This window comes from Silicimonas lutimaris, from assembly GCF_047314965.1.
Classification (GTDB): Bacteria; Pseudomonadota; Alphaproteobacteria; order Rhodobacterales; family Rhodobacteraceae; genus JAVJUV01.
On the sequence record NZ_JBLBVK010000057.1, the window covers coordinates 100,226 to 125,130 of the forward strand.

Genomic DNA, 24,905 nt, shown 5'->3' on the forward strand with positions numbered 1-24,905 from the left:
ACCGTCAAAGGATATGCCCCGACTTCTTCGCCTTCACATCGAGATATCTTTCGTTCAGCGGGTTGAGACCGACCTTCAGCGGCACGCGCTCGGCCACAGCGATGCCCTGCGCTTCCATCATGCGTACCTTGGCCGGGTTGTTCGTCAACAGACGCACCGCGTTGAAGCCCAGCCTTTTCAGGATGTCCGCTCCGACGCGGAAATCGCGCTCGTCATCCTCGAAGCCCAGCCGGTGGTTCGCCTCGACCGTGTCGAAGCCCTGGTCCTGCAGCGCATAGGCGCGCATCTTGTTGGCCAGCCCGATGCCCCTGCCTTCCTGGTTCAGGTACAGAAGTACCCCCGCGCCTTCCTCGCCCATCTGCCGGAGCGCGGTCTGCAACTGAGCGCCGCAGTCGCATTTCAGCGAGCCCAGCACGTCGCCGGTGAAACAGGCCGAGTGCAGCCGTGCCAGAACCGGCCTGTCCCGGGGGGGCCGGCCGATCTCGCAGACATAGTGCTCCTCTCCTCCGTCCTCGGGCCGGAAGACATGCACGCGCCCGGCCTCCGACACGCCCAGCGGAACGCGCCCGGTCACGACGGCCTTGTGCGCGGTCGGGGCCTGCAGAAGATGGGCGACATCCTTGGCCTTCAACCATGTGAGGCCTTCGGGAATCCCTCCCTTCGCCTCGGTCACCAGGGCGGCCGGCAGCAGATGCGCGGATTTCGCCAGCCCGATGGCCAGGCGGTGCAGGTCGGCGGACCCCTCGCGCGCGCTTTCGAACGGGCCTTTCATGGGCGTTGCCAGATCGTCCTTGGGGTCGGCGGCGGCGCGAATCCAGTCGGCCTTTGCCGCGGGGGGCAGCACCAGTCGCGCCACATCGCCGTCGTAAGCGCGCGCGCGCAGCGTTTCCGCACGCCGCGCGGTGATCGCCAGAACCGATGGTCCGATGCCGATGATATCGCGAAGGCGATCCTCGGACAGCCCTTCGGCGGCTGTCACCAGCACCTTCTCCCCGGCGCTCTCCAGCACGACCGGCAGGCCAAGCCTGAGGTCGGTGCGCGCGCGGGCCAGCGTTTCGGCCGGTGTCGGGATCAGGGACATTGCGTTATGGTTCCTTTTCGCCCTTCCCCTGTAGCCAGCTTTGCAAGGATTTGAAACATTTGCCGCGCATCCGACACGAGCGCGTGAAGTGTTGCAGCAATTCTTGTAGAGCGCGATCCACAGGCGCATCTGACCCGTAACGGGGTTATGGAGGATATCATGGCTCAGAACCTGAAGAAGATTTTGCTGGTCGATGACGATGACGATCTGCGCGAAGCGCTGGGCGAGCAGTTGATCATGACCGAGGATTTCGATGTTTTCGAGGCCGGAAGCGGCGCGGAGGCGATGGAGAAGGTCCGTCAGGGCATCTACGATCTGGTGATCCTTGACGTCGGCCTGCCTGATACCGATGGCCGGGAACTGTGCCGCGTGCTTCGGAAACACGGCGTGAAGTGCCCTGTTTTGATGCTGACAGGACATGATTCGGACGCCGACACCATTCTGGGGCTCGATGCGGGCGCGAATGACTATGTGACCAAGCCGTTCAAGTTCCCGGTGCTACTGGCTCGGATTCGCGCCCAGTTGCGGCAGCACGAACAGTCGGAAGACGCCGTCTTCCAGCTTGGGCCCTACACCTTCCAGCCTGCGCAGAAGATGTTGATAACAGAGGATGAAAAGAAGATTCGTCTGACCGAGAAGGAGACGAATATCCTGAAGTTCCTCTATCGCGCCAGCGAGGGCGTGGTGGCCCGCGACGTGCTTTTGCACGAAGTCTGGGGCTACAACGCGGGTGTCACAACTCACACACTCGAGACACATATTTACCGGCTGCGACAAAAAATCGAGCCAGACCCCTCGAATGCGCGTTTACTAGTAACCGAGTCGGGTGGCTATCGACTGGTCGCTTGACCCGTTTTGACTTGATCCGGATCAATTTCACCAGTTTCGGATCGGGTTAGACGAAAGTACGGATCCCGTTTCCATGTCCGGGTTATGGCATGGTACCTCCCTGTTGGACTGACCGGGCCTTGTGCCCGGTCTTTTTTTCCCGGCGGCGGAGACGGGTGGACGCAGACAGATCCGGGGGAGGTTCGAACATGGGTTTCGATCTGGCACACGCATTGGTTCCGGCCATCGCGATCGCGGTGATCGTGCTGGTTCTGGAGGAATGGGCCTATTTCAAGTCGCACTCGAAGCTGATGCGCGCGGTGATCACCGGCGCGGCGGTCTTCGTGCTTCTTCTGGTTCTGAACATCTTCTGGCCAAGCCCGGGGTATTGATCACCGGTTGCCGCGTCGGGCCTCTGCGAAATGCCGGTGCTGATGGGCGGCCTGCAGAATCGGCCAGGCATAGCCGAGGTCCAGCGCATCGCGGGCCGACAGGATGAGGATTCGAGAGGTCAGTTCTTCGTCGCCCAGGCGGTCGGCGGCTTTCAGCAGATGATCGAAATAGAAGCGTCCTATGCCAGTTCTGTCGGGCACCGGTGCGGCAAGAAGTGCGGTGACCTCGTCTCGAATCGCGGCTTTTTCACTGTCACTCTCGGCCTGATAGGCGCGGCTGGCGGCACGCGGGGCGCGATACAGCGCCATATCTTCGGATGACAGCGTCCGCTCCACGTGGGCCATTATGAGAGTACGTGCGTCGTCCGGCATCTCGACACTCATCAGCCGCGTCCAGTCGTCGGGGTCCGGATCGTTGCGTTCCAAGAGCCGGATCGCGGTTTCCGCGTCACCGAACCTCAGATAGTCGCCCGCAAGATTGGCCGAGGCGGTACCGGCGAACCTTTCTGGCAGGCGGTCAACTGCTTGCTCGGCCAGTTCGAGGGCAGCGCGTTGCTCGTCTTCGGGTGCGTTTATGTTGCGGAGAGCGGCGGCAAGCCATGTCGGGTCGAGTTTCTCCGGTTCGGATGTCGTCCGGAATATCATCCTGAGCCTTTCGGTCGCCTCGATGGCCACATCGTCAAATCCCAGTTTCGCGGCGGTTCCTGCGACCGTTCGCAGATCCCGTGCCAAGTCTTGTTCCACAGCACGGGCATCGACGCGCGACATTGCGGTGTCCAGTAGGGCTTTTGCCTCGTCCCTGTTCTCCGAGATTTCCGCCAGACGCAGGATATAGAAGGCAGGGACGTCCGGCATGTTTGCGTAAATCTCCAGTACGCGGTCGATGCCGACGATCCTGGCCAGCGTGTCCGAGATGTTGGTGCGTGTCGACTCATCTGCCGGCAGTGTGTCCATGATCGCGCGCGCCGCGTCGTCTTCGCCGACAAATGCCAGGATTTCGGCTGACAGCAGGCGTTCGTAGCGCCTTTCTCCGATTTCGGTGGCGACCCACCGCAGGACGGCCAGCGTAGTTTCGTCGGTCGCGGGCTGTAATGGCAGGGACGTGTTTGTCGCCATCATGCCGGACAGTCTCATCAGCGCGGCTGAAACAGCGACGCCGGATATACCGCTTTCGGCCTGCGCGGTTTCAAGGTCAGCGCCGGCGCGCAGTAAGTCAATCAACCGAAAAGGCGCGACAAGATAGTCGGCTGATCGGCGCGCCTGCGCTTCGGTGAGACCTTTTGCAAGCTGAAACCTGATTTCAGCCGAGCGGGCTTCATCCAGCCGGCCCAATTGCGCGAGGAGATAGGCGCCGGACAGGTTGGGGTCCGGCGGATCGAGTTCCAGAGCCAGCGCGGTCCCGATGTCGGTCAAACAACGGGTGTCAGGCGCGGCATGGCACGCCTCAATCTCGGCATCCGAGACCTGTGCGAACGTCGGCTGGGCGAAAATGGCCAGCATCAGGCAGGAAAATGCAATTAATCTCATGCGGCAGTTCTGCCGGTAAAAAACGGCAAAAATCGGGTCCTTAGTCCCCGTGAACCGCGAAGGCCTCCAGCGATGCGCCTTGCGGCGGGATCAGGCGGAAGCGGTCCTTGACGCCGGTGGGTGTCAGTTCGCGTTCCAGAACCATCAGGGTGTTCTCGGCCTGATCGCTGCACATCTGGGCCATGTGGGCGATTTCCTCTTCGGCGACGGGGCGGGCGGCGTCGATATGGGGCGCGCCCCAGGCCTCGGTGAAATGGAAGGCGAGGATATCGACCAGCGCCGCGCGCTCGGCCTCGGTGATCGAGGTGACGGCCACCACGGAGGCGCGGCCGAAGCTGTCGAGCCCCAGCCAGCCATGGGCGAATTCCTGGCGCGACTTGCCGGTCAGGTCGTCCTCGGTCCAGTTCGAGAAGGCGAAGGTGCCGGGGATCGCCCATTCGCCGGGTTCGGCGGCGGCGTGGAAGACGTTCAGGTCGCTTTCATCCATTCGTATCACGCGGGCGAAATTCATCCGGGCACCTTTGTCGTTGTACCTGCAGGTTGCGTGCAGGCGGCGGGAAGTTCAAGGCTCAGGTGACGGCGAGCGTCAGGGCGGCCAGGGCCATCAGGATCGTCACCGGCCCCCAGAGGCGGCGTTCGATGCGCGAAGGCGTGATGTTGTTCAGAACGGCCGAAATGCAGGTGACCGCGACGGTGACCCAGATCGCGGCGGGCGGCAGGCCGATCTGCAGGAGACCGCCGTGGTCGAGCGCGATGAGGGTCAGCGCAATGAGGATCGCGGCCTGCGCCAGCGCGGCCAGGCGCAGGCGCGGCGGCAGAACGCCCGGCCAGCGCCCGCCCAGCGTGATGCTGCCCCAGGGCGCGCCAAGGACCAGCGCCAGTTGGCCCAGGATCGGGAAGGCGGCCAGGATCGCGAAGGCGGCAGCGGCTGTCTCGGGAAGGCTCACCGAACCAGGTGATCGGCGAGCGACAGGATGCGCGTCGTCTCTCCGGCTTTCAGGATCATCCCGCCATTCTCATCGAGCCCGATGAACGTGCCCTCCTCAGGGTAGGTCACGGCCTCGCCCAGCCCGTCGCCCTTGGCGCGCCATTCACGGTGCAGGGGCTCGAACCCGTCGGTCAGGTAGATGTGCAGCCAGTTCATCATGTGCCGGCCCCACGATTCCACGAGGTCGGGCAGCATGATGTCGCCGCAGCCTTCTTCGGCCAGCGCTGTGCGATCGGGATCGTGACCGGGTTCGGATTCGCCGGGGAGGACCATCGGCATCTCAAGGCCCACGATCAGCCAGTCGGGTTCCTGCGTTCGGTCGGTCGTGCTGGCGGCGACCTTGAGTTCCCCGCAATAGGCGCCGTTGACCTTGATCCGGTCTGGCCAGACCAGATGCACGCCGACTTCTGGCGGCGCGAGCGCCCCCAGCGCATCGTTCATTCCCAGAGTGATCGCGAAGGTGACTTGCAGCGCCGTGTTCAGCGGTTCCTCGGGCGCGAGAACGATCGCGACCTGAAGGCGTGCCGGGTCGGCACCATAGAAGACGGCGCCGGGTTCGATCTCGGTCTCTACGGAAGCCAGCGCCGCTTCGAACGGATCGCCGGCCGTGGCGATGCCGGACAGAAGCGGAGGGAACTGGAGCGCGCGTGTGCCGAAACTCATTCCGCCAGCACCGTTTCGATCAACTGATCGGCGATGGTCCAGAAGGCCTGCGATTCCTCGCCTTCGGGTTTCGCTGCCACGATCGGCGCGCCGCCATCGCCCGCAACCCTGATTCCAAGGTGTAGGGGGATCTCGCCAAGGAACGGCACGCCAAGGCGTTCCGCCTCGGTCCGGGCGCCGCCATGGCCAAAGGGATGGTGGACCTTGCCGCATCCGTCGCAGACGAAGGCCGCCATGTTCTCGATGATGCCGAGGATCGGCGTTTCCATCCGCTGGAACATGTCGATGCCCTTCTTGGCATCGATCAGCGCGATGTCCTGCGGCGTCGAGACTACAACTGCGCCCGCGACCTCGGTTTTCTGGCAGAGGGTCATCTGCACGTCGCCGGTGCCCGGCGGCAGATCGACCAGCAGCACATCGAGAGACCCCCATTGCACCTGGGCCAGCATCTGCTGCAAAGCGCCCATCAGCATGGGGCCACGCCAGACGATGGCCTCGTCCTCCTGCACCATCAGGCCCAGCGACATCACCGTGACGCCGTGATTGCGCAGGGGCAGGATCGTGCTGCCCGCGGCAGAGGGGCGGCCGGAGATGCCCAGCATCCGGGGCTGCGAGGGGCCGTAGACATCGGCGTCCAGCAGCCCGACTTTCAGGCCGCGCGCGGCAAGAGCAACAGCCAGGTTTGATGAGACCGTCGACTTGCCCACGCCACCCTTGCCCGAAGCGATGGCGATGACCTTCTTCACGCCGGGCAGTTTCGCGGGACCGGCGGGCGCCTTGGGCTTCGGCGTGAAATCCTTGAGGCCGAGGTCGGGTACCGGGCCCTTGGGCGGTGCTTTCGGGGCCTGTCCGGCGCCGGAGTGCGCGGTCATGATCGCGCTGACGCTGGTCACGCCGTCCAGCGCTTTCACGGCCTGCTCCGCCGCCGCGCGCAAGGGCTCCATGGCGCCGCCACGGGAGGGATCGACCTCGAGCACGAAGCTGACGGCTCCGTCCGTCACCTTCACAGACTTGACCTGACCGGAGGTCACTATGTCAGTACCCTTTGCAGGGTCCACGATCTTTTTCAGGGTTTCGAGAATCTTGCCTTCGTCGGCCAAGTCAGTTGCCTCCCGGCATCTCGATCTGGCCCACGACCTCGTGGGTCAGGTCCAGATCGCCGATGGTCAGGACAACCTTTGCCGTCACGGCGCCGCCAGGCAGCTTGCCCGCGTCACGCGCCGCGTGGACAGCCTCTTCGATTTCCTGCTGGGACGTGACGCCCACGGTTTTCAGGAACTTTCTCAGTGACATGTTGAAACCGTCGTCGGACATCTCTTTCTCCCTTCCGAGCCGCAGAACTTGCTTTGTTTTCGGTGGCGGATAATCATCGGATCATCAGGGAGGTTCAAGATCGCTTTCGTGAGGACGATAGTTCTGGGGATTCTCGCAGTGGCGTTTGCCGCCGCGGCTTCTGCACAGGATCTGACGATCCGGATGCCGGGCGCCATGCTGGAAAACGGGTTCGACAAGCAGATCCTGCCGCGCTTCGGATTCAAGCACCGTATCCGCATTGCTTCGGTTCCCGACGGCGCGGCGGACATGGTGCTGAGCAGCGAGCCAGGCGGCTTCCGCATCATGGTGGATAGCGACGACACCGTGTGGTTCCTGTCGATCCTGACCGAGGACGGGGAGGCGAAGACCAAGGCGGGAACCTTCCTCGACTGGCTGCAATCGGTTCCCGGAAAGGCCGCGATCGAGAGTTTCGCACCGGAGGGCACGCCCCTCTACTCGACCGAGGTGAAGGTCGTCGTCATCCGTGAGGAGGAAAGTTTCGACGGAGACAAGGCCGAGGGTTCGCGTCTTGCGCTTGTTCATTGCGGCCGGTGCCATGTGGTCGACGAGCGGAACCGGATGGGCGGGATCGGGTCGACGCCGTCCTTCGCGGCGCTTCGGGGGCGGGAGAACTGGTCGGACCTGTTCCGTGCCTTCTTCGTGCATAATCCGCACCCGTCCTTCACGCAGGTCGAAGGCGTGACGGAGCCTTTCGATCCGAACCGGCAGATCCATGTCGCGCCGGTCGAGATCACGCTGGACGAGATCGAGGCGATCGCGGCTTTCGTCGACACCATAAAGCCCAAGGAACTGGGGCGCCCGGTTCAGTCGCAGTAAGGGGGCGCTGCCCCCGTCCGCGCTTCGCTCGGACTCCCCCGGCATATTTCAGCCAAGAAGAAGTGCAGGTCGATCCCGACATCGGGATCAGGCGAGAGACGCCAGGATGTCGCGTTCGATCAGGTCCATCAGGTCGCCGAAATAGCCGCCGGAGCGTGCCGGGCGGGACGGATCCGAGGTGATGGCGATCGTGATGCCCGCGTCCGGCGCGACCGCGATCACCTGGCCGCCATAGCCGCGGGCGAGGGCGTAGCGTGTGACCGGCGTTTCGCCGGTGAACCAGCCGTAGCCATAGCCGAGGCCAGACCAGGGGGAACGCGTGACCGGAGTGAACGACCGCGCGATCCAGTCCTCGCCGACGATCCGTTCGCCGTTCCAGGTGCCGCCCTGCCGGATCATCTCGCCGAAGCGGGCCATCGCCCGGGGGCTGAGCGCCATTTCGTTGCCGCCCATGAAGTAACCCTGCGGATCGCGGGTCCAGGGCGGGATGTCGATGCCGAGCGGGCGTCCGAGCCAGTCGCGGGCCAGCGCGTGCAGCGAGCGTCCCGACGCCTCGGCCAGCGCGGCGCCGAGAATATGGGTGGAGCCGGTGGAGTAGAGCATCTGCCCTCCGGGTTCGGCGACGAACGGGCGCAAGAGCGCGTCGGCGACCCAGTTCCGGCTGGAGACCCATTGGCCGTAGTTCGGCCCCGAGGTGCGCTCCAGCCCGGCGCGAAGCGTGACGAGGTCTTCGAGGGTTATGTCGCGGGCGCGGAGGTCGGCCGAGTCTGGAATCAGGCGTGGCGCAACTTCGCCAAGAGATGCGTCAACCGAACGGATCTCACCCTTGTCGATGGCGATGCCAAGGAGCGTGGCGACCAGCGTCTTCGATACGGATTTCACATTTGCCGGACTGTCGAGGCCGGGGCCGCGGAAGCGCTCCTCGAGCACGGTTTCGCCGTTCCGGAGGATGATCAGCGCGTGGAGCTGATCGAAGCCCGCGGCCCGGGACCGGATCGCGGTCGGCGCGTCGGCACCTGCGACATGCGGGGCCGCAACAGCGGCCGCCGTTGCGGCAATCAGTGTCCGGCGGGTCAGGGTCATCGCCATGATATGGGGTGACGTGCGCATTTCGCCAGGAACGTCAGTTCGGTTTCTTGTCCTTCAGATAGTCATCCGTGGTGCGCACGCGAGGCCGGTCTCCCATGCGGAAGGGTGAGTTCTCCTGGTGGTACTGCGCGTTGATGCGGCAGTCGTCGCACATCTGGATCAGCTTCACATTGTCAGAGTTCGTGTACATCCAGTGCTGGCCCTGCAACTTTTCGACGATGCGGTTGATCGTCGATTTCACGCCGAAGGGCTTGCCGCATTCGATGCATTCGAAGGGCTCCTCCTCGTTCAGGACGCGGCGGGAGAGCGCCTCTTTCGAGAGGTCGAGCTGCGGGACGAGCGTGATCGCGGTCTCGGGACAGGTCGAGGCGCAGATGCCGCATTGCAGGCAGGCGGTCTCCTGGAAATTGACTTGGGGCTTGTCCTGGTTCTCGCCAAGCGCGCCGACCGGGCAGAGCGAGACGCAGGCAAGGCAGAGCGTGCAGGCGTCGGTATCGATGACCACCGCGCCGTAGGGGGCGCCCTGGGACAGCGCGATGGGCGTCTCGGCGCCGGTCAGCGCCGTGGCAGCCATGCGGGTGACCTCGCGGCGTCCGCCTAGCGGCAGGATCGGATCGTTGAGCATTGGAGCGGGTGCGGGGCCGTAGAGCGCTTCCTCCAAGGCGTCCGGATCGGCGACATCCAGAATGGTGGCCCGCGTGCTGTCGCCCGCGATGGCCCGGGCCAGGGCCAGTTCGCGTTCCGGTACCGAGAGATCCGTCAGCGGACCGGGCAGGATCGCGACGGTGGAGAAGCCGACGCCAAGGGCGGCCAGCATCTCGGCATGACCGACGCCCTCGACGTTGGGAACCTCGACCGGGATCACGTCGGCGGGCAGGCCGCGGCCGAACCGGGCGGACAGGCGGATCATCTCGCCGCCATGCTCCGGATCGTGGAAGAGAACGCGGGGGCTCTTTCCGCCGGCCTTGCGATAAGCCGAAGCCAGGGTGCGCAGGCGCGAGTAGAGGTAGCCGACCGGCGGATCGTCATAGCTGGCTGCCCCCGACGGGCAGACAGCGGCGCAAGCGCCGCAGCCCGCGCAAATGTCGGGATCGATTGCGACGGTGTCTCCGTTGGGCGTGATCGCGCCGGTGGGGCAGACCGTCAGGCACCGGTCGCAGCCGGGGCGCGACGCGCGGGAATGGGCGCAGAGGCTTTCTTCGAAGCGGATGTAGAGCGGTTTCTCGAAAACACCCTGCATCTGCATCGCTTCGGCAATGACGGCACGGACAGCCAGAGGATCGCCTGGATCGGCGCGGACATAGCCTTCACGCTTGTGATCGGCGGGGAAGAGCGGGCCTTCGCCGCGCAGATCGACGATGATGTCGCAGGTGGACTTCGCGCCGTTGACGGCCTCGCCGAACTCCGCCGGGCCGCGCCCGCCGGGCTGCATCGGCCGGTATCCGTCGATTGTGATCGCGAACCCGCCCAGGGCGCCGGTCGCGGATCTCAGGCGTCCAAGCGCGACGTCATAGGCGGCGGTCGGAATCAGGTCGTCGGGCGCATCGCCGAGGATGCACGTGACGGCGAGTTGAGCAGAGAGCGCCTGTGCGGCGGGCAGGGCGATGCCGGAGGTGCCAAGCACAAGGCACGTGCCTTCGCTGACCACGTCTTTCGACGGAGTGGCGGGCCGGGGCAGGACAGCTTCGGCCAGAAGTGCGGCCTGCTTGGGCGCGGCCGACCTGTCGGCTGTCCAGCCGGCGCGATCACGGATATCGACTGTCATCAGTCTGCCGGCGTCCAGCTCCTCGGCCAGTTCCTCGAACAGGGTGGCCATCTGCCCGCAGGCGATCAGCGTAGTGCCATCCTGCTCCAGCGCCTTGGCGGCGACGTCCAGATCGACGGTGCACAGCCTGTCGGAGGTCTTTACCGTCGCACCATCCAGCGCGGCGGCGGCCGAGTCCGGGTCGACGTTCATAGTGCCTTCGCAGGAGCACAGCAGCATTCGCGTGATCTTGGCCATCCGTTTTCCGATTTCCTCCCGGTTCGCGCCGTTCGGCTATTTTGGTCAGATGTTTTGACAATGGCAATCAGTCGGTGTTTGCTCCTCGTCCGACAGGAGAGAGAGCCAAATGACAAGGGGCGAAATTCCCAAATCCATGGCGGTGCCGATGGGTGTCGTGCTGCGCCGGAGGCCTGGTGTGACCCGCTGGGCCAAGTGGGCCTGGGAGGCTGCCGCAGTGATTCCGAATGCCGGGCCGGGCGGGTTTCGGATTTTGCGCGAAGACGGAGACGTCACCGACTATCATGCGGCCACCGTTCCACTTGATCTGCACCATACCGAGGTCGAGAGCTATCGCATCTCGCTCATGATGAGGCCGCCGTCGGTGTTCGTGGTCCTGAGCAAGGGCGAGGATGCCGGAAACGAGCATGGGATCGGCGTGCATGCGGTGACCGCGTCGGCAGACCGGGCGCAGGAATGGCAGGACAGTGACGAGGTTATCGTTCAACCGGTGGCGATGCCTGACCAACTCTTGTTGCAGATCAAGGAGTTTTGCGACGCTCATTTCGAAGAGGTCCCCTTCGTCAAGCGCAAGCGCGACAAGAAGCGGGTCGATCTGGTCGAGGATGGCATAGGAGATCCGCGCATCCGGCAGGTCTCTGACGTGTACCGGAGCCCGGGCGCACGGAAAGGTCAGCGCGATGAGTGACGACGACAACCTCTTCTCGCGCTGGTCGCGCCGAAAGCGTCTGGTGGCGGAAGAAGAGGCCGTGGCGCGGGTGCCGGAGCCGGAAACGGCGGAACCCGAGACTCCACCGGATACACTTGAAGAAGAAGCCGCGCTGCTGGAGCGTTTGAATCTGCCGGTGCCCGAGAGTCTGAAGAAGGGTGACGACTTCAGCGTTTTCATGCAGGCAGGTGTTCCCGAGTTTCTGCGCAAGCGCGCCCTGCGCGTGCTTTGGAGATCGAATCCCGTTCTCGCAAATATTGACGGTCTCAACGACTATGACGACGATTTCAATTCACCAGAATTGACACAGAAAATCATTGCGACCGGCTACAAGATTGGGCGTGGATTTCTGAAGGAGAAAGCTGATCCGGAAATTTTGCAGGATGTTGCTGCAAAAGACACAGGTGATGATGCGAGTCCGGAAGAGTCCGATGTCGTTCAGTCCAAAACCGGGCGTGTTGCCGAAGAGACAATCCCGGAGGTCGTGCACGGAGGCGGAGATGACGCAGAAGAGGAAGATTTTTCCTTTAGCCCCAAGAGGATGAGGTTCGAAACCTAGTGCCGTCCGAAAAAAGTGATCGCCTGAAATTGGAAATATCATTTGCCCAATTGACGACAGCTGTTCTAGCCTGTCAGTACACAGCGGTATTCAGGGAACCGAAGTGAGAGAACAGAGCCAAATGGCCGATGTAAGGGAGGGCGTCGCGGAGGAGGATCTTCTGCGGGCCGATCTTTATTCCATGCTGGCGAATCTTCTGGCCCGCGAACCTTCGCAGGACATGATCGACGTGGCGTCGAGACTGTCCGGCGACGAGTCCGAGCTTGGCCAGGGGATCACCGCTCTCGCCGCCGTGGCCAAGAAGTCGACGGCGAAGGCCGTCGAGCGTGAATACAACGCACTTTTCATCGGTCTGGGTCGGGGCGAACTGCTGCCTTACGCCAGCTACTACCTGACGGGTTTCCTGAATGAGAAGCCTCTGGCGCGCCTGCGCGGGCACATGAGCCAGCTGGGCATCCAGAGGAACGACGACGTCAAGGAACCCGAGGACCATATCGCGACGCTGTGCGAGATCATGGCCGGGCTGATCCGGGGCACCTATGGCGACCCGCTGTCGGTCGAGGACCAGCACGCGTTCTTCAACACCCATGTCGCGACATGGGCAGGACATTTCTTCACGGATCTGGAGGCCGCCGAAGGCTCGGTCTTCTACGCACCCGTCGGCAAGATCGGGCGCGCCTTCATGGAGATCGAGATTGAAGCCTTCAGAATGGAGACCTGACGCCGGGATCCGGACCCGGTGTCGTTGAATGGGAGGAGAACCATGGACGCTAAAAAGAAGAAGGATGGCAGCAGCCGTCGCGACTTTCTGAAGCTCGCTGGAACGTCGGCGCCCGCCGCCGTTGCCGCGATGGCCGTCGGCACGACGGAAGCCGCTGCGGAAGAGGTCGCTCAGGGCTCGGGTCTGAAGAAGACCGAGCACGTGAAGCAATACCTGGCGTCCGCCCGGTTCTGAACTTCGAGGGAGGTAGATCATGCTGAGAAAGAAGACAGGCGCTGCCAATCGCAGCACTCGTCCGTCTCCGGTCCTGTCGCGCGTGGCAGGCACCAAGGTTGACCGCCGGACGTTCCTTCGGGGATCCGGTCTTGCAGTCGGTGGCCTTGCGGCCTTTTCCGCCGGTGTCGGTCGTGTCACGCCCGCCGCTGCGCAGGCGGCCAATGGCCGGGTCGAGGTCATCAAGTCCGTCTGCACGCACTGCTCGGTGGGCTGTACGGTTCTGGCCGAAGTCGAGAACGGTGTCTGGACGGGTCAGGAACCCGCCTGGGACAGCCCGTTCAACCTGGGCGCCCACTGCGCCAAGGGCGCGGCGGTGCGCGAGCACGCCCACGGCGAACGCCGTCTGAAGTACCCGATGAAGCTGGTCGGCGGCGAGTGGACCCGCGTCAGCTGGGACGAGGCGATCAACGAGATCGGCGACAAGATGCTTCAGATCCGCGAAGAAAGCGGACCTGACTCGGTCTACTGGCTGGGCTCGGCGAAGTTCAACAACGAGCAGGCGTACCTGTATCGCAAGTTCGCGGCCTACTGGGGCACGAACAACATCGACCACCAGGCGCGTATCTGTCACTCGACCACGGTTGCGGGTGTGGCGAACACATGGGGCTACGGCGCCATGACCAACAGCTACAACGACATCCACAACAGCCGGGCGATCTTCATCATCGGCGGCAACCCCGCCGAAGCGCACCCCGTGTCTCTCCTCCACGTGCTGCGCGCGAAAGAGCAGAACAACGCCCCGCTGATCGTCTGCGACCCGCGCTTCACGCGGACCGCGGCCCATGCCGATGAATACGTGCGTTTCCGTCCGGGCTCGGACGTCGCCCTGATCTGGGGCATCCTCTGGCACATCTTCGAGAACGGCTGGGAGGACAAGGAGTTCATCCGCACCCGGACCTGGGGCATGGACCAGATCAAGGCAGAGGTCGCCAAGTGGACGCCGGAAGAGACCGAGCGCGTCACCGGCGTACCGGGAAGCCAGCTTGAGCGCGTCGCGCGCACGATGGCGAACAACCGTCCCGGCACCGTGATCTGGTGCATGGGCGGCACCCAGCACACCAACGGCAACAACAACACCCGCGCCTACTGCGTGCTTCAACTTGCGCTTGGCAACATGGGCACCGCGGGCGGCGGCACGAACATCTTCCGTGGCCATGACAACGTGCAGGGCGCGACGGACCTTGGTGTTCTGGCCGATACCCTGCCGGGTTACTACGGTCTCGCTCCCGGAAGCTGGGCGCACTTCGCCCGCGTCTGGGAAGAGGATCTCGACTGGCTGAAGAGCCGGTTCGACAAACTGCCAGGCAAGGGCAAGGACGGCGCCGATCTGGAAATGATGTACGAGCGGGGCATTCCGGTGTCGCGCTGGATCGACGGCGTTCTGGAAGACAAGGAGAACCTGACACAGCCCGACAATACCCGGGCGATGGTTCTCTGGGGCCATGCGCCGAACTCGCAGACCCGCCTTGTCGAGATGAAAGAGGCAATGGAGAAGCTGGACCTCATGGTCGTGGTCGATCCGTTCCCGACCGTCTCGGCGATCCTGCAGGACCGCACCGACGGCGTCTACCTGCTTCCGGCGACCACGCAGTTCGAGACCTACGGCTCGGCCACCGCGTCGAACCGTTCGCTCCAGTGGCGTGAAAAGGTCATGGACCCGCTGTTCGAAAGTCTGCCGGATCACACGATCATGGCGAAGTTCGCCGAGAAGTTCGGCTTCCACGATCGCATCTTCCGCAACATCGCGGTCAGCGACACGGGGGAACCGAACATCGAGGACATCCTGCGCGAGATCAACCGCGGCATGTGGACGATCGGCTATACCGGCCAGTCGCCCGAGCGGCTCAAGCTGCACATGGCCAATCAGCACACGTTCGACAAGACGACGCTGCGCGCGATCGGCGGACCCGCCGATGGGGACTTCTACGGAATGCCCTGGCCGTGCTGGGGTACGCCCGAGATGAACCATCCGGGAACCGCCAACCTCTACGACATGTCGATGCCGGTCTCGAAAGGCGGCCTGACGTTCCGTGCGCGCTTTGGCGTGGAATACCAGGGCGACAACCTGCTGGCGGAAGGCGTCTACTCGCAGGGTTCGGAAATCCAGGACGGATATCCCGAGTTCACCATGCAGATGCTGATGGACCTGGGCTGGGACGGCGACCTGACGCCGGAAGAACGCGCTTCGATCGAGCAGGTCGCCGGCGCTCCGGACAAGGTCGGTGGCATCAACTGGAAGACCGACCTTTCGGGCGGCATCCAGCGGGTGGCCATCAAGCACGAGTGCGCGCCCTTCGGGAACGCGAAGGCCCGTGCCGTCGTCTGGACCTTCCCGGATCCGGTACCGCTTCACCGCGAGCCGCTGTACTCGAACCGTCGTGATCTCGTGGCGGATTACCCGACCTATGACGACAAGACGTTCTGGCGGGTTCCCACGCTGTACAAGTCGATCCAGGAAAAGGACTTCTCGTCAGATTACCCGATCATCCTCACCTCCGGCCGTCTGGTCGAGTATGAGGGTGGCGGCGACGAGACGCGCTCGAACCCCTGGCTGGCCGAATTGCAGCAGGACATGTTCATCGAGATCAACCCGCGCACCGCGAACAACATCGGTGTCCGGGACGGCGAGCAGGTCTGGGTCGAAGGCCCCGAAGGCGGCAAGGTCAAAGTCATGGCCATGCTGACCAACAGGGTCGGGGAAGGCGTCGCTTTCATGCCCTTCCACTTCGGCGGGCATTTCCAGGGCGAGGATCGCAGACATAAGTATCCGAAGGGTGCAGACCCGTACGTGCTTGGCGAAAGCTGTAACACCGCGCAGACATATGGCTACGACTCCGTGACGCAGATGCAGGAGACCAAGGCCACACTCTGCAAGATCACCGCGGCTTAAGGGGAGGATAGAAGAATGGCACGAGTAAAATTCCTCGTCGACGCCGAACGCTGCATCGAGTGCAACGCCTGCGTCACGGCCTGCAAGAACGAGCACGAGATCCCCTGGGGGATCAACCGGCGCCGGGTTGTCACCATCAACGACGGTGATCCGGGCGAACGCTCGATCTCGGTCGCCTGCATGCACTGCTCGGACGCGCCGTGCATGGCGGTCTGCCCGGTCGACTGCTTCTACCAGACCAATGACGGTGTGGTGCTGCACTCGAAGGACCTCTGCATCGGCTGCGGCTACTGCTTCTACGCGTGCCCCTTCGGCGCGCCGCAGTTCCCGCAGGCCGGCAACTTCGGTTCCCGCGGCAAGATGGACAAGTGCACCTTCTGCGCCGGTGGCCCGGAAGAGGACATGTCGACGGTCGAGTTCCAGAAGTACGGCCGTAACCGCATGGCCGAAGGCAAGCTGCCGATCTGCGCGGAGATGTGCGCGACCAAGGCGCTTCTGGCCGGTGACGGCGACGACGTCAGCGACATCTATCGCGAGCGCGTCGTGGCCCGTGGTTTCGGCTCGGGCGCCTGGGGCTGGGGCACCGCCTACGATCAGAAGGGCGGCTAACGCCAGGCTCTGCCATGGCAGGGAACTGAAAAGGGCGCCCCGGCATCTGTCGGGGCGCCTTTTGCCAGCGGATCGGGACTTTTCGGTATCCGCGCTAGATTGAGCACTGAAAAAGCGGGCAGGAAGGAAGATGCCCGCCCGGGAGGGAGTGAAAACCGTGATACACCGGCTTCTCTTGAGTTTGGTCATCGCCCTTGGCGTCCTGTCTGTTCCCGCGATCGCGCAGGAGACGGGCGACGCAACGGCCACCGAGGCGCCGCGGGCCGCAACCGGCGGCGCGCAGACTCTCGAGGACATCCTGCGCAGGCAGCGCGGGGAGGATATCGACGACAGTTTCAGGCGCGACGCCATCGGCGATCCGGATGGCGGCGCTCCGGCGACGGACCAGCTAGGCACTCTCGGTGGCGCATCCGATCCCGAGCTGTGGCGCGCACTGCGCTATGGCGAAGCGGATGTCGTCAGCCAGGCGCGCAACCCGGGCGCGACCCTTCTGGTGCAGGACAGCGGCATGAAATGGCTGCAGTTCCGAGAGGGCCCTCTCCGTACTTATGGCGGCTATTTCCTGCTTGGGACGATCGTTCTCCTGGCCTTGTTTTACCTGATCCGCGGCCGCATCCGCATCCAGCACGGCAAGGCCGGCGTGACGATCGTGCGCTTCAAGGCGATCGAGCGGTTCGCGCACTGGCTGCTGGCCGGGTCGTTCATCCTTCTGGGGATCACCGGACTGTTGGTTCTCTTCGGCCGCAACGGTCTGATGGACTGGATCGGCAAGGAGAATTACGCAACCCTCGCCCTTGCATCGAAATGGGTGCACAACAACGTATCCTGGGCCTTCATGCTGGCGCTGGTGATGGTGTTTGTCCTGTGGGTCATACACAACATTCCGAACCGTACCGACCTTGTCTGGTTCGCCAAGGGCGGCGGGATCATCGGCAAGGGGCATCCGCCGGCCAAGAAGTTCAACGCCGGCCAGAAACTGATCTTCTGGTCGGTCATCCTGCTGGGCGGTTCGATCTCGGCCTCGGGCCTGTCGCTGCTGTTCCCGTTCGAATTGCAGATGTTCGCTCCGACCTTTGCCAAGCTGAACGCGCTGGGCGCTCCGGGCTGGTTCGGAATGGACCCGCTGCCCGAGACACTCACGCCGCACGCCGAAATGCAGCTGTCCCAGATCTGGCACGCCATGGTCAGTTTCGTCCTGATGGGCATCATTCTTGCGCATATCTACATCGGCAGCCTCGGGATGGAGGGCGCCTATGACGCCATGGGTTCCGGCGAGGTGGATCTGAACTGGGCGAAAGAGCACCACAGCCTCTGGGTCGAGGAAGAGCAGGCCAAGGAAGGCAAGGCACCGGAGCAGGCGACGCCGGCCGAGTAGCATGCTGCGACTGGCGCTGATCCTGGCCTTGGCCGGACTTCCGGCCCAGGCAGCGGATTTCCGGACCCTGGTCGGGCACGGCGGGCCCGTGATGGATGCCGCCGTGTCGCCGGACGGACGCTTCGCGCTGACGGGCAGTTTCGACAATTCCGTCGGCGTCTGGACACTGGGCAGCGACGAGGTGATCTGGCTGGAGGGCCATGAAGCCGCGGTCAAGTCGGTGGTCTTTCTCGGAGATGGCCGCGCGGCCTCGGGTGGTGACGATTTCGCGATCGAGATCTGGGACACCGAGACCGGGCAGCATATCCGCCGGCTGGAAGGGCACGAGGGGCAGGTGAACGGACTGGCCGTTTCACCCGATGGCGCGCGTCTGGCGAGCGCGGCCTGGGACGGATCGATCCGGCTTTGGGACATCGGGACAGGGGACACACTGGCGGTCATGGACGGGCATTCCAGTTCGGTCAGCGACGTCGTATTCTCGCCCGACGGATCGCTTGTCTATTCCGCCTCGGCGGATGGCACGATCCGCACCTGGGACGTGACAACGGGTCAGGAGAAGCGGTTGCTGATCAAGCACGGCTTCGGCGTGAACAAGCTCCTGATGGGCGATGGCTGGCTGGCTTATGGCGCCGTGGACGGCGGAACGCGGGTGATCGACACCACGACCGACGATCTGCTGGCCGACCTTACGCTGGAGCGCAGGCCGATCCTCTCGATGGCCCTGTCGCCCGACCGGAGCCTGATGGCCGTGGGCGACGGCGAGGGTTTCGTGATGACCGTCAGTACAGGGAGCTGGCGCATCGTCGACGACTACCGGGCGGCGGCGAACGGTCCCGTCTGGGCGCTGGCTTTCACGTCTGACAACGAAAGCCTGCTGGCCGGGGGCATCGATGATGCGGCCTATATCTGGCCTGTCCGGCACGAGCTGGATGCGCCGATCATGGCCACGCAGAAGCGCGGCTTCCTTGGCGACCCTTCCAGCATGTCGAACGGCGAACGGCAGTTCCGGCGCAAGTGCTCGATCTGCCACAGCCTTGAAGAAGACGGAGTGCGCAGGGCGGGTCCGACACTGGCCGGGCTGTTCGGGCGGCAGGCGGGCACCGTCGCGGGCTATCTCTACTCGAATACCGTTGCGAACCTTGGCTTCGAGTGGAACGAAGAAACGATCGACAAGCTTTTCGATCTGGGTCCCGACCACTTCATTCCCGGCTCAAAAATGCCTATGCAGCGCATCGTGAAGCCTGAAGACCGGCTCGATCTGATCGAATACCTGAAAGACAACACGTGAAGAAGGACAAGGTCCGATGAAAGTCATGCTTACCGCATTCGTGGTGACCGCTCTGATCATGGTCGGGGCGTGGTACGGGCTGGGACAGGCCGGGTTTTCCTCGGAAGACCGCCAGTCCGGCAATGCCGTGCGGCTGGACTGAAGCCAACCATGTTCCAGTATGCTGGTCTCTGGCTGCTGATCGTTCTCGCATTCAACATGTGGGCGTGGCTGTCCGTCATGCGCTCGGGCACGGGCCTGATGTCGCGCCTGATCTGGACAGCGATTCTGTTCGCTTTTCCCGGTATCGGATTCGTCGCCTGGTTCCTGATCGGACCGCGTGAAAAACTGGCCTGAAATTTTTGATCAAATTCCCCCTTGCCCGTTTTCGGGGCCGAAGCTAGGTTTGCCGCGTTCATTCACACGGTGATCCATGCTGATCGGTATACTTAATTGCGGCCACTTTCCCGAGGCCGCGGGCTATCCTGCACGTACCTACTCCGACCTCTACTCCGAATTGCTTGCCGGCCATGGGCTGGAGTTTCGGACATGGAGTGTCGTGGACATGGAATTTCCCGACAGCGTGCGGGATGCGGATGGCTGGCTGGTTTCCGGATCGCGCCACGGGGCTTATGAGGACCTGCCGTTCATTCGGCCGCTCGAAGAGTTCATCCGCGCCGCTTATGCGGAGGAAGTCCCTTTGGTGGGCATCTGCTTTGGCCACCAGATCATCGCGCAGGCCCTTGGCGGGAAGGTCGCGAAGTACCCGGCCGGCTGGGGCGTCGGAAGGACCGAGTACGATTTCGAAGGCAGGACGCTGGCTCTGAACGCCTGGCATCAGGATCAGGTCGTCGAAAAGCCGGAGGAAGCCGAGGTTATCGCGTCGAATGATTTCTGCCGCTACGCGGGTTTTCGCTACAAGGGACCCGCCTATTCGGTTCAGCCGCACCCGGAGTTCGACCGGAACGCGATTGACCTTCTTTTGAATGTCAGGGCACCCGGCGTTGTAGCGCCGGACCGGATCGAATTGGCAAAGGAACGGATGGATCAATCCGTTGATAATGCCGTGATTGCGGAAAACATTGTCAAATTTTTCAAGGAAAACAGCCATGTCTGATTGGCTTGATAAGATACCCGAGGCCGCCCGCGAGTTTCTGGGCGACAAACGTCTGGACGAGGTGGAATGCATCATCTCCGACCTCTCCGGAATTGCGCGCGGCAAGGCCATGCCTGCCTCGAAATTTGCGACCCAGTCGCTTTTCTACCTGCCGAACTCGATCTTCTTCCAGACCATCACCGGAGCTTGGGGCGAGGCGGCGGGCGAGGAGGGCTTCACCGAACCCGATATGGTTCTGAAACCCGATTATGCCACCACCACGGCTGCGCCCTGGACGGCGGACATGACCTTGCAGGTCATTCACGACGCGTTTCTCAAGTCGGGCGAGCCGGTGCCATTTGCGCCACGCAACGTGCTGAAGCGGGTGGTCGAGCTCTATAACAAGCAGGGCTGGACCCCGATCGTCGCGCCCGAGATGGAGTTCTATCTCGTCGCTCCGAACACGGATCCGTCTCAGGAAGTGGCGGCCATGGTCGGTCGCTCTGGCCGTCCGGCGGCGGCACGGCAGGCCTATTCGATCAGCGCGGTCGACGAGTTCGGTCCGGTGATCGACGACATCTACGATTTCGCCGAGGCCCACGGCTTCGAGATCGACGGCATCACGCAGGAAGGCGGGGCCGGCCAGCTTGAGATCAACCTGCGTCATGGGGATCCCGTGGTGCTGGCAGACGAGATCTTCTTCTTCAAGCGGCTGATCCGCGAGGCTGCTTTGCGCCACAAGTGCTATGCGACATTCATGGCCAAGCCGATCGAAGGCGAGCCAGGCAGCGCGATGCATATCCACCATTCGGTCGTCTCGACCGAAACCGGGCGCAACATCTTCTCGGACGCCGATGGCAACGAGACGCCGGAGTTCATGCATTTCATCGGCGGTCTGCAGCGCTATATTCCGGCGGCGACGCCGCTTTTCGCGCCCTACGTCAATTCCTACCGGCGCTACGTCAAGGATCACGCCGCCCCGATCAACCTTGAATGGGGCCGTGACAACCGCACCACCGCGATCCGCGTGCCCGTCTCCGGGCCCGAGGCGCGGCGGGTCGAGAACCGCCTGCCGGGCATGGACTGCAACCCCTACCTCGGGATCGCGGCCTCGCTGGCCTGCGGATACCTCGGAATGATCGAGAAGATCACGCCCAAGGACGAGTTCATCGGCGATGCCTATGACACCGAGGAGGAGATTCCACGAGGCATCTATGCCGCGCTGGACGAATTGGAGGCCGCAGACTCATTCCGCGCGGTTCTGGGCGAACGGTTCTGCGAGGTCTACGAGATCGTCAAGAAGGCCGAGTATGACGATTTCCTTCAGGTCATCAGCCCTTGGGAACGCGAACATCTGCTGCTGAACGTATGAATCCTCTGTACCACAACGACCGGCCCGGGGTTTTCCCCGAAAGCTACTATGTCGCAACCGCCGACATCCCGCCCCAGCGCCCGGCGCTGGACGGAGACATGCGTGCGGACGTGGCAGTGATCGGGGCCGGCTACACAGGACTCTCAACCGCGCTGCATGCCGCGAAGAAGGGGCTCAAAGTCGTCGTGATTGATGCCCATCGCGTTGGCTTCGGCGCGTCGGGGCGCAACGGCGGCCAGGTCGGGACGGGCTGGAACAAGGACCAGCACTGGCTTGAGAGGCGGGTCGGCAAGGACGATGCCCGCAAGCTGTGGGATCTGACGGTGGAGGCCAAGGCGCTGACGCGGGAGTTGGCGGCGGCCCATGCGCCCGAGGCCGGCTACAAGCCCGGTGTCCTGCAGGGCGAGTGGACCGAGAAGGGCGCAGCCGAGTCACGTCTTTATGCGCATTGGCTCTCCGAGACCTATGGGTACGAGACCGAGTACCTCGACCGTGACGCCATTCAGGATGTCTGCAGGGCGCAGGTTTATATGGGCGGCGTTCTGGACATGGATGCCGGGCATATTCACCCGCTCCGCTACTGCCTGGGACTGGCGCGTGCCGCCGAGGCGGCCGGTGCAACGATCTTCGAGATGACCGAGGCGTTGCGGGTGTCGGATGGCGCTGTCGAGACCGCGACGGGAACGATCAGGGCGGATCACGTCGTGATCGCGGGCAACGGATACCTTCCCAATATCAACGGCTTCGTTGCAGCCCGTGTGATGCCGATCAACTCGTTCATTGCCGCAACCGAACCGCTGGGGGATCGGGCGAAGGATGTGCTGCCACGGGATGTCGCCGTCGCCGACGACCGCTTCGTGGTGAACTACTTCCGGCTGTCGCAGGATGGCCGTCTCTTGTTCGGCGGTCGCGAAAACTATGGTCTGGGCTTTCCCACCGATATCCTGACCGCGCTGCGCGCACGGATGCTGCGACTGTTCCCGCAACTGGACGGGGTGCGCATAGATTATCACTGGGGCGGCACGCTGGGGATCACCATGCACCGTTTGCCGATGGTGCGCCGGATCGACGACAAGACGATCGTTGCCGCCGGTTTCTCGGGCCACGGCGTTGCCCTCACCGGGCTGGCCGGCAAGATCTTGGCTGAGACGGTGGCAGGGCAGGCGGGACGGCTGGACCTGATGTCGAAACTGCCGCTTCAGGGATTCCCGGGCGGTGCGGCGGCGCGCGCTCCGCTGCTGACTCTGGCGATGACGTGGTATTCTCTGCGGGACCGGCTGGGGATCTGACCCAAAGGCATTTGCCGTGATCCCCTCCGCTGCTAGGTACTTCCTGATAGCGGAGGTGTTCCATGAAACCGATAGAGACAGACGACCTGACCATCCATTTCGATGGCAAGACCTGTATCCATGCGCGGCGCTGCGTTCTGGGACTGCCCGGCGTTTTCGACCCGGACGCGCGACCCTGGATCCAGCCGGGAGACACCCCGACGGAGGAAATCGTCAGGATCATCGAGGCCTGCCCGTCTGGAGCGCTGACCTATGAGCGCAAATCGGGTCTGGTCGAGGCCGCACCGAAGTCGAACACGGTCCGTGTCTGGGAGAACGGACCGCTGGAGGTCCGGGGCGATGTCCGGATCGAAGGCCTGGCACCTCGGACCCGTGCCCTGATCTGCCGTTGCGGGCGCACGACGAACCCGCCGTTCTGCGACAATTCCCATCGCGACGGATTCGAGGCGACGGGTCTCCCTTCCTTCAAGGGTGAGAAGGACACCGAGCTTCCCGCAGGCGACGGCCCGGTCGAGATCAGCGCGCGCGAGAACGGATCGGTGATGATCGTCGGCAATGTTGAGGTGATCGGTGCCGATGGCTCCCGCGTTGCGCGAACGCAGAAAGCGTGGCTCTGCCGTTGCGGCGCGTCGGACAACAAGCCCTTCTGCGACGGATCGCATGGCAAGATCGGCTTTCGGAAAGCAGGGACGTCCGAAGGCTAGCCGCGCTTCATCAGCCAGTAATACAGCCAGTCGGGCAGGAACTGGGTGGCGCGGAAGAACAGGCTGAAGAGCGTCGGAAAGTTCCGTGCGAAGCCGTCGCCCTGCATATGCTCCACGAAGATGCGGGCCGCAGGTCCGGGTTCCATGATGAACGGCATGTTGAAGTCGTTCTTGTCGGTCAGCCGGGTCCTGATGAAGCCGGGGTTGATCAGTTGCACGTCGATGCCGGAGCCTTTCAGGTCGGCATACATGGTTTCGGCCAGCGACATGATGCCGGCCTTGGACGCGCCATAGCCAACCGCGCCGGGCAGGCCCCGGAACCCGGACAACGATCCGGTCAGCACGATATGCCCGGTTCCCCGCTCAATCATACGAGGCACCACGTGACCAAGAACACGCACCGCGCCGGTCAGGTTGATGTTCAGCATCGCCGCGGCCTTTTCGCCGTCGAACTCCTGCGAAGTCATGGGCCAGTAGACCCCGGCCAGGAAGACGAGGCCGTCGACCGCGCCCGCTTCGCGGGCCGCGGAGGCGACGCTTTCGGCGTCGGCGATGTCGACGGGGACGACCCGCGCCGGTCCGGGGCATTCTGCCGCCAGTGTTTCGAGATCGTCCTTGCCGCGCGCGCTCAGGATCACCTCGGCGCCAGTCTTCGAGATCTCCAGCGCGACCGCGCGTCCCAACCCGGCGGAAGCCCCGACAATCCAGTACCTTTTACCCTTCCAGTCTCTCACGCCGCTTCCTTCTTCCGTTCGGCCGCCTCTACGGGGCGCATTGTGGCCACCAGTTCGGCGACCTTGATCCCGAATTTCCGGAACTGGCTGCGGTTCATGATGGTGCCGTTCTCGACCAGGTACATCCAGTCAACGGCGTCCAGAACGTGCCCGCCCGAGCTTTCGGGCAGCCTGATCCTGTAGGACAGCTTGACGCCGGAACCGGATTGCCTGCCCTCGCCCGCGCCTATCAGGTCTTCCGCCTCGGCGCGGATGCGGCCGTCGGGCAGGAGCGTCAGGCGCCATTCCCGATTCTGCGTTGCACCGGAGCAATAGCGGAACTGTTCGGTCATCCGGCCTTTGTCGCCATCCCATTCAGCGTAGAAATCCGCGACGAAGCGCGAGGTGACGCGCCCCGTGGGTCCAAAGATCACGCCTTCGCACAGGATCGGCCCGTTCAGATGCTTGCGCAGATCGAATGCCTTCTCGGTGCCTGCATAGTCCTCGGGTGTCTGACCCGCGAAGTCGAGATACCGGGCGCGCAGCCAGACCGACGCCGCGATCACCGCAGCCCCCATCAGAAATGCGAAAAAGTAATCCATGA

General features: G+C 63.6%; 28 protein-coding genes. 17 read left to right on the forward strand and 11 right to left on the reverse strand.

All coding sequences use genetic code 11. The features are described from left to right. Positions 1-4 precede the first annotated feature (4 nt). Complete coding sequence (gene ribA / locus ACKLNI_RS19010; RefSeq protein ID WP_413720674.1) at positions 5-1,081, reverse strand: GTP cyclohydrolase II; 1,077 nt, start codon at positions 1,079-1,081, stop codon at positions 5-7. Between the two features lie 159 nt (positions 1,082-1,240). On the opposite strand from ribA, the gene ACKLNI_RS19015 reads away from it, so the two are divergent. Next, the gene (locus ACKLNI_RS19015; RefSeq protein WP_413720675.1) at positions 1,241-1,930 is read left to right on the forward strand and encodes a response regulator transcription factor; all 690 of its coding nucleotides are present in this window, start codon (positions 1,241-1,243) and stop codon (positions 1,928-1,930) included. Between the two features lie 188 nt (positions 1,931-2,118). Further along, positions 2,119-2,301, forward strand: a complete 183-nt coding sequence (locus tag ACKLNI_RS19020) for a hypothetical protein (protein ID WP_413720676.1) — start codon at positions 2,119-2,121, stop codon at positions 2,299-2,301. On the opposite strand, the gene ACKLNI_RS19025 is transcribed toward ACKLNI_RS19020, so the two are convergent. From ACKLNI_RS19025 to ACKLNI_RS19050, 6 genes are read right to left on the reverse strand one after another with little or no spacing between them, the layout of a single operon-like run. Beyond that, positions 2,302-3,828 carry a hypothetical protein gene (locus ACKLNI_RS19025; protein ID WP_413720677.1) on the reverse strand — a complete coding sequence of 509 codons (1,527 nt, stop codon included), beginning with the start codon at positions 3,826-3,828 and terminating at the stop codon, positions 2,302-2,304. 40 nt (positions 3,829-3,868) lie between these two features. Next, positions 3,869-4,339, reverse strand: coding sequence for a DUF6505 family protein (locus ACKLNI_RS19030; protein ID WP_413720678.1), 471 nt, complete (start codon positions 4,337-4,339; stop codon positions 3,869-3,871). 58 nt (positions 4,340-4,397) lie between these two features. Then, a complete protein-coding gene (locus ACKLNI_RS19035; protein WP_413720679.1) occupies positions 4,398-4,775 on the reverse strand; it encodes a hypothetical protein in 378 nt (125 codons plus the stop codon). After that, the gene (locus ACKLNI_RS19040; RefSeq protein ID WP_413720680.1) at positions 4,772-5,479 is read right to left on the reverse strand and encodes a biotin/lipoate--protein ligase family protein; all 708 of its coding nucleotides are present in this window, start codon (positions 5,477-5,479) and stop codon (positions 4,772-4,774) included. Before ACKLNI_RS19040 ends, ACKLNI_RS19035 begins: the two co-directional genes overlap by 4 nt. Next, a complete protein-coding gene (locus ACKLNI_RS19045; protein ID WP_413720681.1) occupies positions 5,476-6,579 on the reverse strand; it encodes an Mrp/NBP35 family ATP-binding protein in 1,104 nt (367 codons plus the stop codon). Before ACKLNI_RS19045 ends, ACKLNI_RS19040 begins: the two co-directional genes overlap by 4 nt. Before the next feature lies 1 nt (position 6,580). Beyond that, positions 6,581-6,793 carry a DUF6494 family protein gene (locus tag ACKLNI_RS19050; RefSeq protein WP_413720682.1) on the reverse strand — a complete coding sequence of 71 codons (213 nt, stop codon included), beginning with the start codon at positions 6,791-6,793 and terminating at the stop codon, positions 6,581-6,583. A gap of 87 nt (positions 6,794-6,880) precedes the next feature. On the opposite strand from ACKLNI_RS19050, the gene ACKLNI_RS19055 reads away from it, so the two are divergent. Continuing rightward, positions 6,881-7,630, forward strand: coding sequence for a hypothetical protein (locus tag ACKLNI_RS19055; protein WP_413720683.1), 750 nt, complete (start codon positions 6,881-6,883; stop codon positions 7,628-7,630). 87 nt (positions 7,631-7,717) lie between these two features. Here the strand turns inward: ACKLNI_RS19055 and ACKLNI_RS19060 are convergent, their stop codons facing one another. Continuing rightward, positions 7,718-8,713: a serine hydrolase domain-containing protein gene (locus ACKLNI_RS19060; RefSeq protein ID WP_413720684.1), complete on the reverse strand. Its 996-nt coding sequence runs from the start codon at positions 8,711-8,713 to the stop codon at positions 7,718-7,720. Between the two features lie 40 nt (positions 8,714-8,753). Continuing rightward, positions 8,754-10,721, reverse strand: a complete 1,968-nt coding sequence (locus ACKLNI_RS19065) for a 4Fe-4S dicluster domain-containing protein (protein ID WP_413720685.1) — start codon at positions 10,719-10,721, stop codon at positions 8,754-8,756. A gap of 109 nt (positions 10,722-10,830) precedes the next feature. Between ACKLNI_RS19065 and ACKLNI_RS19070 the strand changes: the two genes are divergently transcribed. From ACKLNI_RS19070 to ACKLNI_RS19135, 14 genes are all read left to right on the forward strand, one after another. Beyond that, entirely contained in the window at positions 10,831-11,409 is a 579-nt protein-coding gene (locus ACKLNI_RS19070; protein WP_413720686.1) for a DUF3305 domain-containing protein, read from the forward strand. Next, positions 11,402-11,989, forward strand: a complete 588-nt coding sequence (locus tag ACKLNI_RS19075; protein ID WP_413720687.1) for a DUF3306 domain-containing protein — start codon at positions 11,402-11,404, stop codon at positions 11,987-11,989. Before ACKLNI_RS19070 ends, ACKLNI_RS19075 begins: the two co-directional genes overlap by 8 nt. Before the next feature lie 121 nt (positions 11,990-12,110). Next, complete coding sequence (locus tag ACKLNI_RS19080) at positions 12,111-12,710, forward strand: TorD/DmsD family molecular chaperone (RefSeq protein WP_413720688.1); 600 nt, start codon at positions 12,111-12,113, stop codon at positions 12,708-12,710. A gap of 42 nt (positions 12,711-12,752) precedes the next feature. Then, positions 12,753-12,944, forward strand: a complete 192-nt coding sequence (locus tag ACKLNI_RS19085; protein ID WP_413720689.1) for a twin-arginine translocation pathway signal protein — start codon at positions 12,753-12,755, stop codon at positions 12,942-12,944. Between the two features lie 19 nt (positions 12,945-12,963). After that, on the forward strand, positions 12,964-15,876 hold the full coding sequence (locus ACKLNI_RS19090) for a formate dehydrogenase subunit alpha (RefSeq protein ID WP_413720690.1): 2,913 nt from the start codon (positions 12,964-12,966) through the stop codon (positions 15,874-15,876). Between the two features lie 15 nt (positions 15,877-15,891). Beyond that, positions 15,892-16,485, forward strand: a complete 594-nt coding sequence (fdh3B, locus tag ACKLNI_RS19095; RefSeq protein ID WP_413720691.1) for a formate dehydrogenase FDH3 subunit beta — start codon at positions 15,892-15,894, stop codon at positions 16,483-16,485. 130 nt (positions 16,486-16,615) lie between these two features. Next, on the forward strand, positions 16,616-17,860 hold the full coding sequence (locus ACKLNI_RS19100) for a formate dehydrogenase subunit gamma (protein ID WP_413720692.1): 1,245 nt from the start codon (positions 16,616-16,618) through the stop codon (positions 17,858-17,860). Position 17,861: 1 nt separating this feature from the next. Beyond that, a complete protein-coding gene (locus tag ACKLNI_RS19105; protein ID WP_413720693.1) occupies positions 17,862-19,148 on the forward strand; it encodes a c-type cytochrome in 1,287 nt (428 codons plus the stop codon). Positions 19,149-19,164: 16 nt separating this feature from the next. Further along, the gene (locus tag ACKLNI_RS19110) at positions 19,165-19,290 is read left to right on the forward strand and encodes a hypothetical protein (protein ID WP_413720694.1); all 126 of its coding nucleotides are present in this window, start codon (positions 19,165-19,167) and stop codon (positions 19,288-19,290) included. An 8-nt stretch (positions 19,291-19,298) separates the two neighbouring features. Further along, positions 19,299-19,484, forward strand: coding sequence for a PLDc N-terminal domain-containing protein (locus tag ACKLNI_RS19115; protein ID WP_413720695.1), 186 nt, complete (start codon positions 19,299-19,301; stop codon positions 19,482-19,484). Positions 19,485-19,560: 76 nt separating this feature from the next. Then, positions 19,561-20,244, forward strand: coding sequence for a type 1 glutamine amidotransferase (locus ACKLNI_RS19120; RefSeq protein WP_413720696.1), 684 nt, complete (start codon positions 19,561-19,563; stop codon positions 20,242-20,244). Next, on the forward strand, positions 20,237-21,595 hold the full coding sequence (locus tag ACKLNI_RS19125) for a glutamine synthetase family protein (protein ID WP_413720697.1): 1,359 nt from the start codon (positions 20,237-20,239) through the stop codon (positions 21,593-21,595). The genes ACKLNI_RS19120 and ACKLNI_RS19125 overlap by 8 nt, the downstream gene beginning before the upstream one ends. Beyond that, a complete protein-coding gene (locus ACKLNI_RS19130) occupies positions 21,592-22,884 on the forward strand; it encodes an NAD(P)/FAD-dependent oxidoreductase (protein ID WP_413720698.1) in 1,293 nt (430 codons plus the stop codon). Before ACKLNI_RS19125 ends, ACKLNI_RS19130 begins: the two co-directional genes overlap by 4 nt. A 62-nt stretch (positions 22,885-22,946) precedes the next feature. Beyond that, the gene (locus ACKLNI_RS19135; protein WP_413720699.1) at positions 22,947-23,588 is read left to right on the forward strand and encodes a CDGSH iron-sulfur domain-containing protein; all 642 of its coding nucleotides are present in this window, start codon (positions 22,947-22,949) and stop codon (positions 23,586-23,588) included. Here the strand turns inward: ACKLNI_RS19135 and ACKLNI_RS19140 are convergent. Both ACKLNI_RS19140 and ACKLNI_RS19145 read right to left on the reverse strand, forming a co-directional pair. Then, positions 23,585-24,322: an SDR family NAD(P)-dependent oxidoreductase gene (locus tag ACKLNI_RS19140; RefSeq protein ID WP_413720700.1), complete on the reverse strand. Its 738-nt coding sequence runs from the start codon at positions 24,320-24,322 to the stop codon at positions 23,585-23,587. The two genes, ACKLNI_RS19135 and ACKLNI_RS19140, sit on opposite strands and share 4 nt — an antisense overlap. Then, on the reverse strand, positions 24,319-24,903 hold the full coding sequence (locus ACKLNI_RS19145) for a DUF3833 family protein (protein ID WP_413720701.1): 585 nt from the start codon (positions 24,901-24,903) through the stop codon (positions 24,319-24,321). The genes ACKLNI_RS19140 and ACKLNI_RS19145 overlap by 4 nt, the downstream gene beginning before the upstream one ends. Positions 24,904-24,905: the final 2 nt, after the last annotated feature.